The following is a 16,928-nucleotide window of genomic DNA, read 5'->3' as shown; positions in this document are numbered from 1 at the left end:
AGCTCCTATTCGATTAAAAATGCATGACTGGGTGATGACAGCTCAGGGTAATTTCAATGCGCGAGTCACCTCGGCCCAGGGCACGAACTTGAAATTCTGGGCTTGCTCGGGCATGCGCTTGCGCCCGTCCTGCACCACCAACATGCCTTGGCTCCACGGCCCACCCAGGTTGACGGCGGTGGCCTCGAGGCCGTCGGTTTCCGAGGCGCCATCGATGCCGGCGGCGGCGTTCAAACCGACGCGAAACGCCCCTCGCACGGCGAACGGCGGTTCGGCGTCGAGCACCAGGTAGCTGTCATTGCCCTGGCTCGAGACCACCAGGTAATCCCGTGCAGGGCTCTGATACAGCGCCAGGCCCTCTACGTCCGCATGCAGCTGCGCGCCCACCTTGATCACACTGGTCAGCGTCGCGGGCTGGTCGGCGCGCGCATCCACCGCCCACACGCCGACGTCTTCTTCCCCGAGAAACAAGCGCTGGCGTTGATCATCGGCCACGCAGCCTTCCGGCTGGCTGTCGACCTTGAACTGGCGCACCAACTCGCCCTGCACACGCCCGGCCGGCGCACTCAGGCGGTATTGCAGGAAGGTGCCGTCCTTGCCATTGGCGATCGCATAGAGCTCGCCGCTGGCGGGCTGGAACAGGCAGATGCCGTAGATTTCCTTGAGCGGCGTCGGCACTTCGCCGGCTGCCTGCAGCTCGCCACTTTCACGGTCGATGCTGAACAGGCTCAGGCTGTTGTGATCGCGATTGCTGGCGACGGCGAGGTCAACGGTCTGTGCACCAAGCTTGAAGTTGGGGCGTACGTCGACGTTGTTCAGGCGGCCCACGGCCAGTTCCTGCAACAGCTTGCCGTTGAGGTCGTAGGCCAGCAGGCCCTGTTTTTTGTTGGTGCCCAGCACGCGGCTTTTCGCGGGGGTGTGCGGGTGAATCCAGATCGCCGGATCATCCGCCGCATCGCCCTGGCGGCTCACCGGTTCGGTCTGGCGCACTGCGGCGACGTGGGGCAGCACCGGGGCAGCCGGCACCGGTGTGGCCTGCCAGTCGAGGCGGCCCTGATAGAGCTGGCCGCTGTCGTCATCGCGTACCAGCAGCTGCCGGCCGTGGATCGCCAATTGCTCCGGCTCCTTGAGGCCCGGCAAGCTCAGGCTCGACTGCTCGACCCAACGTTCGCCGGTTTGCTGGAACAGATGCAATTGCGCGGTTTTCGGGTCCAGGGCCACCATTCCACCCGGCACCAGCGCCATGGCGCCGGCTTCGCGCGCGGGGTTATCGAATAGCGCCACGGGCGTGCGTTTCACCGCGGCTTCCGGGTGCGCCGGGTAGGCCCACCAACCGATATTGGCCTCGTTCACCACCAGGCGCGCGGCCGCATCGTCCACCTGGCAAAACTGCGCCGATGGCGGCAGCGGCAGCCCGCGTACACGCTGCGCCTGGGCCAGCAGCGTCGCGGCGTTGCCCACCAGCCATTGCTCGCCCTTGCCCTCCTCGCCCACCAGGAACACAAACAGGTTGGCCGCCGAATCGCGGTACAGGCACAGGCCGTTCACCGGGTAATCGCGGGTCGGCAGGTACAGGGGTTTGCCCCAGGTTTTGCCGGCGCTGTCCAGGCTGATCAGCAAGGCCTGTTGGCGATCGTTGTCGAGGCTGGCAACCAGCGTTTGAGCGCCGACGGTGCGTGTGTCGAGGCTGCTGAAATTACCCTTGAACCGGGCCAGTTCGGCGCCTTTTTCGTCAAGCAGTAACAGGCCATCGCGGGTGCTGGCGGCGAGGCGTTCAGTGGCGTTGGACAGGAAGACCACGGCTTCGGCTTTCAGGCCCGGCGCCCAGGGAGCCAGGGCCAGGTCAACGGCGAACACCTGGCCTGACAGCGCCATCAACAGCAACAGCTTGCAAATTCTCATGGACAAACAAATCCTTTAAATACGATGGAGATCCAATGTGGGAGGGGGCTTGCTCCCGATAGCGGTGGCTCAGTCAATGCATGTGCTGCCAGACACACCGCTATCGGGAGCAAGCCCCCTCCCACATTGGGAATGGGTTGAATTCAAAAATGAGTGAAGGTCAGGCCCAGCTTGTAAGTAGGCCCGTACTCTTCGTACTGGCCGTTGTAGCTGCGGTGGCCGGTGTAGACGAAGTACGACTCATCCGTGAGGTTCTGCGCCTCGAAGCTGACTTGCAGGTTTTTGCTCAGCGAATAGCGCGCGCTGAAATCGACGAAGGTCTGCGCATCCACATGCAGGTCGTGGGCCTTGTCGTTGATCGACGCCAGCTCGTACAGGTAGGCCGACTTGTAGTTGGCCGAAACGCGCAGGCTGAGCCTGTCGTCTTCCCAGCCCAGCATCAGGTTGCCGACGGTGTCCGACTGGTTGGGCAGGCTGATGTTGCGCTTGCGGTTACCGCCACTGGCACTGTCGAATCCCTCGATATCCGCGCTGGAGCGGCTGAAGGTGCTATTGGCGCCGATCAGCAGGCCGTTCCACGGCGCGGGCAGCCAGTCGAATTTTTGCGAGTAGGCCAGTTCCAGGCCATACAGCTTGGCGCTGTCGCCGTTGGCGAAGGTGTGCGCCTCGGCAAAGTTGGCCCAGGCACCATGCCGGCGACGTCGGTGTTGTAGACGAAATTCTGGATGTCCTTGTAGAACACGAACGCCGACACGGTACCGGCGCGGCCCATGAAGTGTTCGATGCCCAGGTCCAGGTTGCTCGATTCCAGGGGCTTGAGGTCCGGGTTGCCGAAGGTGGCTTCGTCATCATCGATCACGAAACCTGGGGCCAACTGGCCGAAGGTCGGGCGCACCACGGATTTGGTCCAGGCAGCGCGCACCTGGGTGTTCTTGTCGATCTGGTAGCGCGCATGCAGGCCTGGCAGCCAGTGGTGATAGCGGCGTTTGGTCTCGGTGGCGCTGAACTGGCCGTCCGTGGCGCCGGTGCCCTTGGCCTCGAACTCGGTGCCCTCGTAGCGCATCCCGGCGATGAAGCGCCAGTCGTCGATATCGACGGTGTTCATCAGGTAGCCGGCGTTGATGTCTTCGTGAATGGTGAAGTCGTTGACCCTGGATTCGGTGGGGTCGTAGAAGTCATCGCGGTTGAGGCCGCTGATCAGTTGGCGGATGTTACCCGCGCTGATGCCCGGCCCGAAACGGCCGAGACGGTAGTCGACATTGCCCTTCTGGAATTGGCTGAGGTTGAGCTGTTCGTCAGTCAAGCCCTGTTCATCCAGGTCCTTGTAGACCCAGGCTTCCAGGTCGTTGTCCTTGTGGCGCCGGCTGACCTTGCCGCCGAACTTGAACTGGGAGGCGTAGCCACTCAGGTCATAGTCGCGGGCCAGGTCCAGGCGCAGGTTTTTCTCGGTGTCCTGGGTGTGCTGTTTTTCCCAGTCGACCTTGTCGAGGGTGAAACTGCCGGGGTCGTAGAAGCTGTTGCCAATGATCGGGCGTGGCTTGGCCGTGTCGTAGAAACCGCTGTCGGCAAAGTCACCACCGTCGAACGTGGCCCCGGCGATATGCGCCGGGCTGTCTTCACTGGAGCGGCTGTAGCCGGCCTGGCCGCTCAAGGTCCAGAGGCCAAGCATACGTTCGCCGCCGAACACGTAGGACTGGATTTGCTGGGTTTCTTCGCGGTTCTTCAGCTTGCGCTTGCCCTCGGCCTCGCCCAGTTCGCCGGGCGCCTGGGGGTCTGCGAATTCGAGGCTGGCGGCGTTGCGGGTTTCGGTGTCCTTGTAGCGACTGTAGAGGGTGCGCAGGTAGTAGCTGCTCAGGTCATCGGGCTTGTAGTCGAAGTTCAGCCCGCCACCAGCGCGTTCGCGGCGGATGTCATAGTCGCGCTGTTCGAACTCGTTGAGCCTGGCGCCGTTGCTGAAATCCCAGGCGCCGCCGGTCTCGACGTTGTCCGAGCCGAAATCACGCTGCTGCCAACTGAGGGCCGCGGCCACGCCGAAGTTGTCGACACCGTCACCGAGGCTGAAGCGGTTGCTGGCGGCGCCGGAGAATTTCGGGCTGGTCTGGGCGGTGTTCTTGTCATAGCTGGCCTCGGTGCTGCCGGTATAGAACAGGCCCTTGTGGTCGAACGCCGACAGGCTTTTCACGTCGACGGTGCCGCCGAGGGAGTTGGCGTCCATGTCCGGCGTGAGGGTCTTGATCACCGACAGCGACTGCACCAGTTCCGAGGGCAGTACGTCGAGGGCCACGGCGCGGCGCGCGCTCTCGGGCGACGGCACCAGGGTGCCGTTGATGGTCACGCTGTTGAGGTCCGGGCCCAGGCCGCGCACGCTGACAAACCGGCCTTCGCCCTGGTCGCGCTCCACACTGATCCCCGGCAGGCGCTGCGCCGCTTCGGCGACGTTCTCGTCCGGCAACTGCGCCACACCGTCGGCATGCACCACGCTCTTGATGCTGTCGGAGCTGCGCTGTTCCTTGAGGGCGCTGCCGATGGCGGCGGCCTGACCGACCACCTCGACATGCTCGGTCTCGGCAGCGTTGAGCCGCTCGCAGGTGATCGCCAGGGCCAAGGCGGTAAGCGTAAAGCTGACGAGCCCGGTGCGCTTGTACATGAAACCCTCCCCAAGAATCCGTTGGCGCCAGGCAAGGGGCCCGGCAACTGGAAGGGCAAGCTAGGGGTGGGGGATGACGGTTCTGTGACAGAACTCGGCGTGAAGGCCCGTAAACCGGGCTTCAGCGCGGTACTGCCGGTGCAAATGAGCTGATATGACCTGTGAAGATCCCCTGTGGGAGGGGGCTTGCCCCCGATAGCGGTGGGTCAGCGACAAATAGGCTGGCTGATATATCGCTATCGGGAGCAAGCCCCCTCCCACATTTTGATTTTCATCGCCCTTTGACGTGAGCTGATCCGACCCTCCCCCAGCGTCATCCAACCGTCACATGCATCTGCTGTGCTGGCGCCCACGACTGGATCACCGAAGGACCCGCCTCCATGTTCTGCGTGCTCAAACCCCATCGCTGGAAGCTCGCCGTGCTGCTGATCGCCGCCAACCTCGGGCTGATCCTGCACCTGGCCTGTGGCGAGCTCAAAAGCCTCAGTGAGTGGGTGTGGCTGGATATCGTCGGTGAAGGCGGTTCGGCGCTGCTCGCGTTGATATGGCTGGGCCTGGTGCTGAAAAGCCGCCCCGCCGGGCGGGTCACCAACTATTTGGCGCTGGGCCTGTCGTGCATCTTTTTTTCCTGGTGGATCGACTGCCTCGACGAGTTCATTCGTCTGCCCGACAGCATCACCTGGGACCACTGGCTGGAGTCGGGGCCGATGCCGGTGGGCATGATCCTGCTGACTATCGGCATCTACCACTGGCACCGCGAACAACTGGCGATCAGCGCACAGATGGAAAAGCGCGAGCGCCTGTTCCGCGAGCATCGGCTGTTCGACAAACTCACGCCCCTGGCCGGTGCCGACTACCTCAAGCGCCAGCTCGAAAGCAGCCTGCACGACAGCCGCGACCAGCAGCAACCGCTGTCGCTGCTGGCCCTGGACCTGGACCACTTTGCCGCCATCAACCAGGCCTACGGGCATGCCGAGGGCGATGCGGTACTGCAGGCGGTCAGCCATGTGCTGTTGCTCAACCTGCGCCGCCAGGACCTGCTGTGCCGCCTGGCCGGCGACCGCTTTGTGGTGCTGCTGGCCAACACCGGCGAGCGCCAGGCTCAGGGGCTGGCGCTGGAGTTGCAGCAAGCGGTGCAGAGCCTGGCGCACAAAACCCGGCTGCAGGGCGAACGCCTGCAACTGGCGGCGACCACGGCGGTGGTAATGGCCCTGGACGAGCCGCCCCACGATCTGCTCAGGCGCCTCAACCTGGCCCTGGCGCGGGCCAAGCAACCCCTTGCGAAAAGCGCCTGAGATGGCCGTCAAAGCCAGCTGGTATGAAAGCGACAGCCGCTTCATCCCCGGCCATTACCAACCCGCCACGTTGATCGACCTGGCCTTGTCCCGGGACATCGACAGCCATCGCCTGCTGCGCGGCACCGGGCTGTTCCACGAAGACATCCTGGCCGGCAACGCCCGCTTGAGCCCCCGGCAGTTCCTCGACGTGATCGGTAACAGCCGCAAACTGCTGGACGCCGATGACAGCAGTTTCCTGTTTGGCCAACGCTTGCTGCCCGGCCACTATGGCGCGGCCAGCCATGCACTGGGGCATGCGCAGAATCTGCACCAGGCGCTGGAGATCCTGATCCAGCAACAGGTGCTGCTCAGCCCGCTGGTCACGTTGAACCTGGAGCTGGATGAGCACCATGCCTACCTGTACTGGCGGGACAGTTGCGGCGCCGGCGAGCACTGGCGCTTTGTGCTGGAGGCGAGCATGACCTCGCTGGTGGCCATGAGCCAATGGCTCAGCGGCCAGCGCCTGCCGTGGGTGTGCGCTTTCAGCCACGCCGAGCCGCGCTATGTGGAGCAATACTGGGTGCACCTGGGCGAACACACGCGCTTCGAACGTCCATTGGACATGATGTGCCTGCCGCGCGAGTACCTGACCCGCGCCTGGCCCGGTGCCTCGGCTACGGCAGGCCAGGTGGCGCGCCAGCACGCCCGCGAGCAGATCGACCAGTTGGGCTTTGCCGCCAGCTTCCTCGACTGCCTCCATGACTACCTGCGCGAGCACGTACGCCAGCCGCCGAGCCTGGAACAGGCCGCACTGGCCTTCGCCATGAGTCCGGCGACCCTCAAGCGCAAGCTGCACAAGCACGACACCGGCTTTCAGCAACAGGTGGACCGGGTACGCAAGCACATGGCGTTGCACCTGTATCAGGTCAAAGGCTTGAGCAACGATGAAGTCGCCGCGTACCTGAACTTCAACGATGCGGCGAACTTTCGGCGCGCGTTCAAGCGCTGGACCGGCAGCACGCCCAGCCTGATCCGCCAGTTGTTCAGCAGCCGCTAGCCAGGCGTTCGCGCAGGAACTCGACCAACGCCTGCACCGGCCGCGAACTCTGCCGATGCTGGGGGTATACCGCCGACAAGGTCAGGGCTTCGGGGGCGAACGCGTCCAGTACGCTGACCAGGCGGCCGTCCTTCAACGCGTCGCCGACGATAAAGGTCGGCAGGTAGGTCACGCCCAGGCCGGCAATCGCGGTGTCACGCAGCAGGTCGCCGTTATTGACCCGCATGCGCCCGCTCACGTTCAGCGCTTGCAGCTTGCCCTTGAAGCGCCATTGCACGTGGCGGCCGTGGCCGTAGGGCAGGCAATCGTGGGCGGCGAGGTCATCGGGCTTTTGCGGGGTGCCGCGCAGGGCCAGGTAGTCGGGGCTGGCGCAGTAGACCCGTGGGATGCTGGCGATACGACGGGCGATCAAGGTGGAATCTTCCAGGGTGCCGATGCGCAACACCAGGTCGTAGCCTTCACCGATCAGGTCCACCGGGCGGTCGCTGAGGTCGACCTCCACCGCCACCTCGGGATAGCGCTGCAAGAACAGCGGCAACAGGCAACCCAGATGCGCCATGGCAAACGACAACGGCGCGCTGAGGCGAATGGTGCCGCGCGGTTCGCTGTTCTGACCGGCGATGCCCTGCTCCACTTGCTCCACATCACTGAGCAGGCGCAAGGCGGATTCGTAGTAACTCTGGCCCAGTGGCGTGACATCCAGGCGACGCGTGGAGCGGTTGAGCAGGCGCACGCCGAGACGATCCTCGAGCTGAATCAGACGGCGGCTGACAAACTGCTTGGACAGGCCCAGTTGCTCGGCGGCGGCGGTGAAACTGCCGGATTCCATGACCTGGCAAAACAGGCGCATGTCTTCGAAAGGGTTCATTGTCGCTTCTCGGTGGACGATGGGCTGTTTTATAACCGGTTGGTCGCAGCACCACAAATCAAAATGTGAACACAGGCAAATGTGGGAGGGGGCTTGCTCCCGATAGCGGTCGGTCAGCTACAAATAAGCTGACTGATACACCGCTATCGGGGGCAAGCCCCCTCCCACATGGATTACCGACAGGTTTGAGGACGAGTTACTTGGCGGTGAACGCCGAGTAGCTGTTCATCAGGTTGCGGTAGTTGGGGATGCGCGGCGACAGCAGGTTGGCCAGGCCTTCCATGTCGTTGCGCCAGTCAACCTGCAGCTCGCAGGCCACGGCGAACCAGTTCACCAGTTGCGCACCGGCAGCGGTCATGCGCGCCCAGGCGGCTTGTTGCACGGTTTCGTTGAAGGTGCCGGAGGCGTCGGTGACCACGAACACCTCAAAGCCTTCATCGAGGGCACACAGGGTCGGGAACGCGACGCACACATCGGTCACCACGCCGGCAATGATGATCTGCTTGCGGCCGGTCGCCTTGACAGCCTTGACGAACTCTTCGTTGTCCCACGCGTTGATCTGGCCAGGGCGGGCGATGTACGGCGCGTCCGGGAACAGCGCCTTGAGTTCCGGCACCAGCGGGCCGTTGGGGCCGCTTTCGAAGCTGGTGGTCAGGATGGTCGGCAGGTTGAAGAACTTCGCCACGTCGGCCAGGGCCAGTACGTTGTTCTTGAATTCGTTGGGGGAGAAATCCTGCACCAGCGAAATCAGGCCGGTCTGGTGATCGACCAGCAGTACAACAGCATCATCTTTGTTCAAGCGCGAATAAGTCATGCGGGTAACTCCTTTGGGTAGTGACAATCAGAAGGCAAAGCACGAACAGCCAAACGCACCCCAGAAACCCTGGAAGTCGCTGACCGGCACGCTGGAAAGGCGGGCTTTTTCATGGCTGTGGGAATGCACGCCACACGGGCCGCTGCACTGGTGAACTTGAGCTTGCAGCGGTGAGTTGGGGCGCCAGTGCCCCGGTACCTTGACCACCGGCGACCAGTCCGGCAGTACCGGAACGCGCGGCGGTGCGTAATCTTCGAAGTCACCGGCGCCGTAGACGACCTTGCCGCCGACCACGGTCAGTACCGACTCGATCCACTTGATGGCTTCTTCATCGACACTGAAAAAATCCGCCGACAACGCCGCCACGTCTGCCAGTTGGCCGACCTTGATCTGGCCTTTCTTGCCCTGCTCGGACGAGAACCAGGCGCTGCCGTGGGTAAACAGTTCCAACGCGGTGAGGCGCGGCAAGCCCTCCGCGTGCAGCTCCAGGCCACCGACGGTGCGGCCGCTGACCATCCAGTACAGCGAGGTCCACGGGTTGTAGCTCGACACCCGCGTGGCGTCGGTGCCCGCGCCTACCGGTACGCCTTCGGCGAGCATGCGCTTGATCGGCGGCGTGGCCTCGGCAGCCTTGGCACCGTAACGCTCAACGAAGTATTCGCCCTGGAACGCCATGCGGTCCTGGATCGCAATGCCGCCGCCCAGGGCGCGCACGCGCTCGATGTTTTTCGGGGTGATGGTTTCGGCGTGGTCGAAGAACCACGGCAGGCCATTGAACGGTATGTCGCGGTTGACCTTTTCGAACACGTCGAGCATGCGCGAGATCGACTCGTCGTACGTGGCGTGCAGGCGGAACGGCCAGCGCTGTTCCACCAGATGGCGTACCACCGGTTCCAGCTCCTGTTCCATGGTCAGCGGCAGGTCCGGGCGCGGCTCGAGGAAGTCTTCGAAGTCGGCGGCCGAAAACACCAGCATCTCGCCGGCGCCGTTGTGGCGCAGGTAGTCATCGCCCTGGTGCAGGGTGACGCTGCCGGTCCAATTCTTGAAGTCGCTGAGCTCTTCCTTGGGCTTCTGGGTGAACAGGTTGTAGGCGATGCGCACCGTCAACTGCTGGTCCTTGGCCAGTTGCTCGATCACCGCGTAGTCGTCGGGATAGTTCTGGAAACCGCCGCCGGCATCGATGGCGCTGGTCAGGCCCAGGCGATTGAGTTCACGCATGAACTGGCGGGTGGAGTTGACTTGATATTCCAAGGGCAGTTTCGGGCCTTTGGCCAAGGTCGAATAAAGGATCATCGCGTTAGGGCGCGCCACCAGCATGCCGGTGGGGTTGCCGTTACTGTCGCGCATGATCTCGCCGCCCGGTGGGTTCGGCGTGTCCTTGGTGTACCCGGCTACGCGCAACGCGGCCCGGTTGAGCAAGGCGCGGTCGTACAGGTGCAGCACGAACACCGGCGTGTCCGGCGCAGCCTGGTTGAGCTCCTCCAGGGTCGGCATGCGTTTTTCGGCAAACTGGAATTCGTTCCAGCCGCCCACCACGCGCACCCACTGCGGCGTGGGGGTGCGGTCGGCCTGGTCCTTGAGCATGCGCAAGGCATCGGCCAGGGACGGCACGCCTTCCCAGCGCAACTCGAGGTTGTAGTTCAGCCCGCCACGGATCAGGTGCAGGTGCGAGTCGTTGAGGCCGGGAATCACGGTGCGGCCCTTGAGGTCGATGACCTGGGTGCCGCTGCCGCGCAGGGCCATGGCTTCACCGTCAGTGCCCACGGCGACGAAGCGTCCGTCACGGATGGCGACGGCGGTGGCGCGTGGGTTTTCCCGGTCCACGGTGTGGAACTGGCCATTGAACAGAATCAGATCGGCGTTCATAGGGTTTCCTTTTCAGAGGCTTCAAGCCAGGGAGCGAACAGGCGGGTGGCGGCCGGCATCAGCAGGTAAACCACCAGCAGCACGATGGTCAGGGTGACCAGGAAGGTGGAGACCACGTAGTTGGACAGAAACGGGTGCAACCGCAGGACCGGGCCCCAGATAAACGGCAGGAGCAGGGTCTGCGGCAGGATCACACAGAGGCTGACCACCGCCTGTTTCCAGCGCGGCGGCTTGGCGGCGCCGTCGGCCTGGGGAGAGAACCAGAATTCATTGGCGCCGCCGACTTCCGTCTGGTCGCCGTCGGCCAGCATTGGCGCCGCTTCATCGATCAGAGCCCGACGTTGTGGCGACTCGAGCCACAACTCCAGGGCGTCGGTGGAGCGGTAGCGCAGTACGCAGGTAAACAGCGCCATGCCGCCCTGCTGGCTGCGCACTACGTCGACGCCAAGGTGGCCGGGGCGTTCACCGGCAATGCGCACGATGCGGCGCAGCCAGGCTTCGTACTCGGTTTCGCGGCCGGGCTTGACCCGGTGCTTGACGACCAGCGTGACGACTTCGTCGGGGCTGGTGTTGGGTGTTGGGTCCATGATGGATGTTTCCCCAGGGCATTGAGCGATGGGGGAAGTTTGCCGAGCTGGGACGGCGGGGAATTGGATGTATGTGCTGTTTGGCTTTTATGTGGGAGTCAGTTCGCCGCCGCCATATGCTCCGCAATCCGCCCGCGCAACCAGCGCTCGGCCGGGTCATTGTCATGCACCCCGCTCCACACCATCGACAGCTCTGCCGCATCAATCGCGAACGGCGGGTCCTCGGCCCGCAGGCGGGTGCCTTCGGTTAACGCACAGGCCGCGTAGTCCGGCACGGTCGCGATGATCTGCGTCCCCGCCAGCAAGGCGCGCAACCCGCTGAACTGCGGCACCGCCAGCACCACCCGCCGCGAGCGGCCGATGCGTGCCAGGTCCAGGTCGATATTGCCGCTCAGGTCGCCCGAGAACGACACCATCGCATGGGGCCTGGCGCAATAATCGTCCAGCGTCAATGGCTCCTCGCCATCATCGCCGCGCAGGACCTTGCATGGAATATCGCGCAGTTTCTTGCGCTTGGCATTGGCCGGCAGTTCCGTGGTGTAGCTCACCCCCACCGAGATTTCGCCGCTGGCCAGCAGCGACGACATCAGCAGGAAGTTGGCCCGGCGCACCACCACGATGATGCCCGGCGCTTCTTCGCGCAGGCGGCTGAGCAGCGGTGGGAACAGCCCGAATTCCGCGTCATCGGACAAGCCGATGCGAAACACCGCGCAGCTGGTGGACGGGTCGAAATCCTTGGCGCGGCTGACGGCGCCTGAAATGGTGTCCATGGCCGGTTGCAGTTCCTTGAGTATCGCCAGCGCCCGTGGCGTGGGTTCCATGCCGCGACCGTTGCGCAGCAGCAACGGGTCGTCGAACAAGTCGCGCAGGCGGCCCAGTGCCGCACTCACCGCCGGCTGGCCCATAAAGAGTTTTTCGGCGACCCGGGTCAGGTTTTTCTCGAACATCAGCGCTTCGAAAATCACCAGCAGGTTCATGTCGACGCGGCGCAGGTCGTTGCGGTTCATGGCGGTATCCAAACGGTGTGCAGAGGGTCAGCAAAGCATGCCCGGAACGCTCTGGATTGCATACCTGTGCTGTCTTTTCCACGCTCGCACCTGGCGAAATTAACAACGATTAACTCGTCAGCCAGGCGGTCCGGCAACAAGATAAGCGGCGTCTACACTGCATCCATTCACCGGGAACGCTCCCATCGACTGCGGATATTTGTCATGGCCCGACTCGAGCAATATGCCCCTCGTTTATCCGCCACCGGAGGCCTATGCCCTCGGCGCGAGCGTATCGCCAAGCAACTGATTCTCGCCAACCTCGGCGAAAGCCTGAGCATCGCCGAGCTGGCCCAGGCATGCGCCCTGTCGCGCAGCCATTTTTCCCGCGCATTCAAGTGCTCCACGGGGGTATCGCCCCAGGAATGGATTCGCCAGCAACGCATCCTGCGCGCCAAGGAACTGATCACCGGCTCGTCCCTGAGCCTCACTCAAATCAGCCTGGAATGTGGCTTCTGCGACCAGGCGCACTTCTGTCATATGTTCACCCGCAGCGAGGGCGTGAACCCGATGACCTGGCGAAACCACCACTCGCGCCCCAAACCCGAGGTGATCGCCGCCTAGTGGTCTTGATGCACCTGGAATATGCTGGCCCCTCCCTGACTCCTGAACCTGTACAGCCATGAATGACTTGAGCGACCAGGCCGTGCACTTCGGCCCCTACCGCATCCATCCGCGTGAGCGCCTGGTGCTGGAGGCCGGTCGCCCGCTGCGCCTGGGACGGCGGGCGGTGGATATCCTGCTGATCCTGCTCGAGCACGCCGGCAATGTGGTGAGCAAGCAGGAACTGATCGCGCGGGTCTGGCCCAAAAGCGTGGTGGAAGACGGCAACCTGCGGGTGCACATGGCCGCGTTGCGCAAGGCCCTGGGCGACGGCCAGGCCGGGCAGCGCTATATCGTCACGGTCGCCCAGCGCGGCTACAGTTTTGTCGCGCCACTGAGCATCGAACCGATGACGCTAGCCACCGACGGCGCGCCCCCACGCCCAAGCCACAACCTGCCGCTGCGGCGCACGCGCATGCTCGGCCGCCAGGCGCTGATCGACGCCCTGGTGCAGCAATTGCCGCAGCAACGCTTCATCACCCTCACCGGTGCCGGCGGCATCGGCAAGACCACCGTCGCCCTGCGCGTGGCGGAGTTGCTGATCGGCCATTACCGCGACGGCATCCACCTGCTCGACCTGGCGCCACTCAGTGCCGCCTCGATGATCCTGCCCAACCTCGCCGCCCTACTCGGCGTCCCGCCTGGCGAGCATGCGCCGCTGACCGGCTTTGCCCGCAGCCTGCAGGCACGCCAGATGCTGCTGGTGATCGACAACTGCGAACACCTGCTCGACGACATCGCCCTGATCAGCGAAACCCTGCTGCGCCATGCGCCGCACCTGCACATCCTCACCACCAGCCGCGAAGCCCTGCGCGCCGAAGGTGAATACGTGCAACGCCTCGAACCGCTGACTTGCCCACCCGCCACCGGCAACCGCGCCCAGGCCCTGGGTTACCCGGCCATGCAGCTGCTGATCGAACGCGCCATGTCCCATCAAGACAGTTTTGCCCTCAGCGACGCCGAACTGCCGCTGGCGATCGATATCTGCCAGCGCCTGGACGGCATTCCCCTGGCCATCGAGCTGGTGGCCGCGCAGATCGAGCGTTTCGGCTTAGCGGGGCTCTTGGTGCAGATGGAAGATAACTTCCGCCTGCTGACGCGCGGGCGGCGCAGCGCCCTGCCCCGCCAGCAGACCCTGCGGGCCACGCTCGACTGGAGCTTTGACCTGCTCACCGACTGCGAAAAAATCTGCCTGCGCCGGCTCGCGGTATTTCGCGGCGGCTTCAGCCTGGTCAGCGCGGCGGCGGTGATCGCCGGGGAGCATATAGCCCCCACCGAAGTGCTGGGCTCGATCACGCAACTGGTGGCCAAGTCGTTGCTGAACGTGGACGCCAGCGAGGACGAGATGGTCTATCGCCTGCTCGATATCACCCGCACCTATGCCCTGGAAAAGCTCAGCCTCGCCGGCGAGCTGCAAGCCACCCGCGAGCGCCACGCGGCACGCTGCCTGGCCCTGATGGAACAGGCCCAGGGCGATTGGGAACTGATTGCCACACAGCCCTGGATCGACCGCTATGCCCCGCTGCGTGAAGACGTGCGCGCCGCCCTCGACTGGGGCTTTGCCGACACTGCCGGGCACTTGCTGGCGATTCGCCTGACGGTCAGTGCGATGCCCCTGTGGCAGGAACTGTCGCTGCTGCGCGAGCACGCCGGCTATGTGGACAAGGCACTGGCGCTGATCGATCAGGTCGAAGCGCCCTGCACGCAATTGGCCCTGCAGCTGCAATTGGCCCTGGGCAGCCTCTCCTACCACGCCGTGGGCGCCGCGCCCCAGACCATCGCCGCGTTTGTCGGGGCCGCACGCCTGGCTGAAGAGCGCCAGGACCTGGCCGGCCAGTTGCGTGCGGTTTCCGGGCACATGGCGGCGAACCTGTGCGCCGGGCGCTATGTTCAAGCGCTGGAACAGAGCAGGCAGTTCGATCGCCTCGACCCGCGCACCGAGCCGCTGCTGGACCTGAGCACCCAACGCTTGCGCGCCCTGGCCCAGCATTACACCGGCCATCAGGCGCTGGCCCGACAGCAGGCCGAGCAGGTGCTGCAGCGCATGAGCCACAGCGCCCACGTGAACCGCTTCGCCCATGGCATCGGCGTGCAATACGACCAGAGTGTCGCGTCCCTGACCGTACTGGCGCGAATCCTCTGGTTGCAGGGCTTTCCCGAACGCGCCTGGCGCACCGCCAGCCAGGCACTGGAACTGGCGCTGCAGATCAACCACGGTACGTCGATCTGCTACACCCTGGCCCTGGCCGGTGTGGTGATCGCCCGTTACAACGGTGCCGAAGACGATGCGCAAACCCTGCAAAGCCTGCTGCTGGAGCAGTCCCACACGCATTCGGTGCAACTGTTCCAGACCTGGGCCGGGCATTACGCCGGCATTCTGTGCAACGGGGATTTACAGGGCCTGGGGCTGATCGAGGACACCCTGGTCACCTTCGGCATGCAGCACGTCGATGAGCCAGGTCTCGAACGGGCGCGCAGTGGCGCGGCGGGTTGGTGTGCCCCGGAGATCCTGCGGGTCTATGCCGGGCAGGCAGCGCTGCGAGGTGATACCCAGGGCGCGCAGACGCTGCTGCTCGAAGCCCTCGACCTGGCACGCCAGCAAGGCGCCCTGGCCTGGGAGCTGCGGTGTGCGGGCTCCCTGGCGCAACTTTGGCAACAGCAAGGACGCAAGCAGGCAGGCATCGACTTGCTGAACCCCCTCTACGCTCGATTTACCGAAGGCTTCGCCACCCAGGATCTACTGCGCGTACGCCGCCTGCTCGACGAGTTGCAGGACAAACGGCCGGCCTGAAAGCGCGCCCAGGCACTCCCCGTAGCCTTGTTGCAAGCGCGCTACCTGAAGCGGGTCGCGCAGTTGCGCCAAGGCGTAGCTGCGCACGCAGTTGAGCAGGCGATAGCGCGTCGGGCCCAGGCCGGGCTCGACGCCCAGCAGCGACATATTCACCAGACGCGCCAGCAGGTAAGCCAGGTCGGCGTGTTCAAGCTCGGTACCGCTCACCATTTCGCTCAAGGTGGGCAGGGTCACCGCCATCTTGAACAAGCCCAACTGCAGGAACAGCCAGCACTCCGGCAGGCTCAGGCGCGCATAGCTCCAGTCCAGCGCAGCGGTCAGCGAACGATGCCGCTCCACCGCGGTGCGACGACCGCGGCTCAGCCCGTGCAAGCCCATGCACAATTGCTGCTGCACACCGCCGATGCCGAGTGCGTCGACCTGGGCGGCGGCCAGTTCAAGGGCCAGCGGGATGCCGTCCAGCCGCCGGCAAATCTCACGCAACGGTGTCAATTCCTGAGGCCGCAACGCAAAACCCTGCTGACTGGCGCGTGCCCGTGTGACGAACAGTTGCACCGCAGGCCAGGCCATGGCCTGTTCGACACTGACCAACGCCGACAGTGACGGCACGCTCAGCGGGGGCACGCGCACCACCCATTCACCAGGCGCCAGCAAAGCTTCGCGGCTGCTGATCAGCATGCTGACCTGCGGTGCCCGTTCGCCCAATATGCGCACCAGCGTGCGACAGGCACCGAGCAGCAGGTCGGCCCCATCGAGTACCAGCAACAACTGGCGCGAGGCTAACTGTCGGGCCAGCTCGTCGAGGCTGTCGGCGGGGTCCAGCTGTAATACCGTGACCAGATGGCCGAGCAGTTCGCCCGGGGTTTGCAGGCTGGTCACGTCGACCCACCACACCCCGTCGCGATAGCGGGGCACCACGCGCTCGGCGAGGGTCAGGGCCAGCGTACTTTTGCCGATGCCGGCCACCCCGGTAAGGGTCAACAGGCGCTGCCCGGCGATGCGCCGCACCAGCACAGCCACCAGTTCATCGCGACCAAGCACCGGGCTGAGCCGTGCCACCAGGTTGTGCTGTGCCGGCACCGTCGGCAGTGTGCCTTGCACGGGCGCGGCGAAGCAGTAGCCACGCTGCGGGTGGTTGAGGATGACACGCTGCCCGTCAAGGGCGCGACGCAACGCGACAATGTGCACGCGCAGGTTATTGTCTTCGACGACGCTATTGGGCCAGACCCGCTCGATCAAGGTCGCCTTGCTGATAAATTGCCCCGGTGCTTCCAGCAACACCGCGAGAATATCCAGCGCGCGCCCGCCCAGCGGCACCGGCCAACCGGCCTTGCTGACCAGGCGCTGATGCCGATGAAAGGTGTAGGGGCCAAAGCTCACCGCCGCAGAATCATTCATGTCCGTAACCGCGCTGAAACACCCGTGCTTGAGTGCCTGCGCATCCTTTTCCGTGGGCTCGGGCTTATCTTG

The 16,928-nt window shown here is 64.4% G+C and carries 11 protein-coding genes and 1 pseudogene; 4 read left to right on the top strand and 8 right to left on the bottom strand.

Annotated features, from left to right (window positions below; genetic code table 11):
• Window positions 1-42: 42 nt before the first annotated feature.
• Together C4J88_RS11930 and C4J88_RS11925 are read right to left on the bottom strand one after the other, a co-directional pair.
• On the bottom strand, window positions 43-1,902 hold the full coding sequence (locus tag C4J88_RS11930; protein ID WP_124407016.1) for a phytase: 1,860 nt from the start codon (window positions 1,900-1,902) through the stop codon (window positions 43-45).
• Window positions 1,903-2,045: 143 nt separating this feature from the next.
• A pseudogene (locus C4J88_RS11925) lies at window positions 2,046-4,549 on the bottom strand (TonB-dependent receptor).
• Window positions 4,550-4,929: 380 nt separating this feature from the next.
• On the opposite strand from C4J88_RS11925, the gene C4J88_RS11920 reads away from it, so the two are divergent.
• Both C4J88_RS11920 and C4J88_RS11915 read left to right on the top strand, forming a co-directional pair.
• Complete coding sequence (locus tag C4J88_RS11920; RefSeq protein ID WP_124407015.1) at window positions 4,930-5,844, top strand: GGDEF domain-containing protein; 915 nt, start codon at window positions 4,930-4,932, stop codon at window positions 5,842-5,844.
• 1 nt (window position 5,845) lies between these two features.
• Window positions 5,846-6,883, top strand: coding sequence for an AraC family transcriptional regulator (locus tag C4J88_RS11915; protein WP_124407014.1), 1,038 nt, complete (start codon window positions 5,846-5,848; stop codon window positions 6,881-6,883).
• Here the strand turns inward: C4J88_RS11915 and C4J88_RS11910 are convergent.
• The 5 genes from C4J88_RS11910 to C4J88_RS11890 all read right to left on the bottom strand — a co-directional run bounded on the left by C4J88_RS11910 (window position 6,870) and on the right by C4J88_RS11890 (window position 12,025).
• A complete protein-coding gene (locus tag C4J88_RS11910) occupies window positions 6,870-7,751 on the bottom strand; it encodes a LysR family transcriptional regulator (protein WP_124366798.1) in 882 nt (293 codons plus the stop codon). The two genes, C4J88_RS11915 and C4J88_RS11910, sit on opposite strands and share 14 nt — an antisense overlap.
• A 196-nt stretch (window positions 7,752-7,947) precedes the next feature.
• Window positions 7,948-8,565 (bottom strand): isochorismate family cysteine hydrolase YcaC, encoded by a 618-nt coding sequence (ycaC, locus tag C4J88_RS11905; protein ID WP_057722054.1) that lies wholly within the window; start codon window positions 8,563-8,565, stop codon window positions 7,948-7,950.
• 27 nt (window positions 8,566-8,592) lie between these two features.
• Window positions 8,593-10,431: an amidohydrolase gene (locus C4J88_RS11900; RefSeq protein WP_124407013.1), complete on the bottom strand. Its 1,839-nt coding sequence runs from the start codon at window positions 10,429-10,431 to the stop codon at window positions 8,593-8,595.
• Window positions 10,428-11,018: an antibiotic biosynthesis monooxygenase gene (locus C4J88_RS11895; protein WP_124407012.1), complete on the bottom strand. Its 591-nt coding sequence runs from the start codon at window positions 11,016-11,018 to the stop codon at window positions 10,428-10,430. Before C4J88_RS11895 ends, C4J88_RS11900 begins: the two co-directional genes overlap by 4 nt.
• Window positions 11,019-11,116: 98 nt before the next feature.
• On the bottom strand, window positions 11,117-12,025 hold the full coding sequence (locus C4J88_RS11890; RefSeq protein WP_124366794.1) for a LysR family transcriptional regulator: 909 nt from the start codon (window positions 12,023-12,025) through the stop codon (window positions 11,117-11,119).
• Window positions 12,026-12,229: 204 nt separating this feature from the next.
• Here C4J88_RS11890 and C4J88_RS11885 point away from each other — a divergent pair, with 204 nt between their 5' ends.
• A complete protein-coding gene (locus tag C4J88_RS11885; RefSeq protein WP_124362564.1) occupies window positions 12,230-12,628 on the top strand; it encodes a helix-turn-helix domain-containing protein in 399 nt (132 codons plus the stop codon).
• 58 nt (window positions 12,629-12,686) lie between these two features.
• A complete protein-coding gene (locus C4J88_RS11880; RefSeq protein ID WP_124407011.1) occupies window positions 12,687-15,458 on the top strand; it encodes a winged helix-turn-helix domain-containing protein in 2,772 nt (923 codons plus the stop codon).
• Here C4J88_RS11880 and C4J88_RS11875 read toward each other — a convergent pair.
• Window positions 15,405-16,856: a winged helix-turn-helix domain-containing protein gene (locus C4J88_RS11875; protein WP_124407010.1), complete on the bottom strand. Its 1,452-nt coding sequence runs from the start codon at window positions 16,854-16,856 to the stop codon at window positions 15,405-15,407. The two genes, C4J88_RS11880 and C4J88_RS11875, sit on opposite strands and share 54 nt — an antisense overlap.
• Between the last annotated feature and the right edge of the window lie 72 nt (window positions 16,857-16,928).

It is taken from the genome of Pseudomonas sp. R4-39-08 (assembly GCF_003852275.1).
Taxonomy (GTDB): domain Bacteria; phylum Pseudomonadota; class Gammaproteobacteria; order Pseudomonadales; family Pseudomonadaceae; genus Aquipseudomonas.
This window is presented reverse-complemented; position numbering and strand designations above follow the sequence as displayed.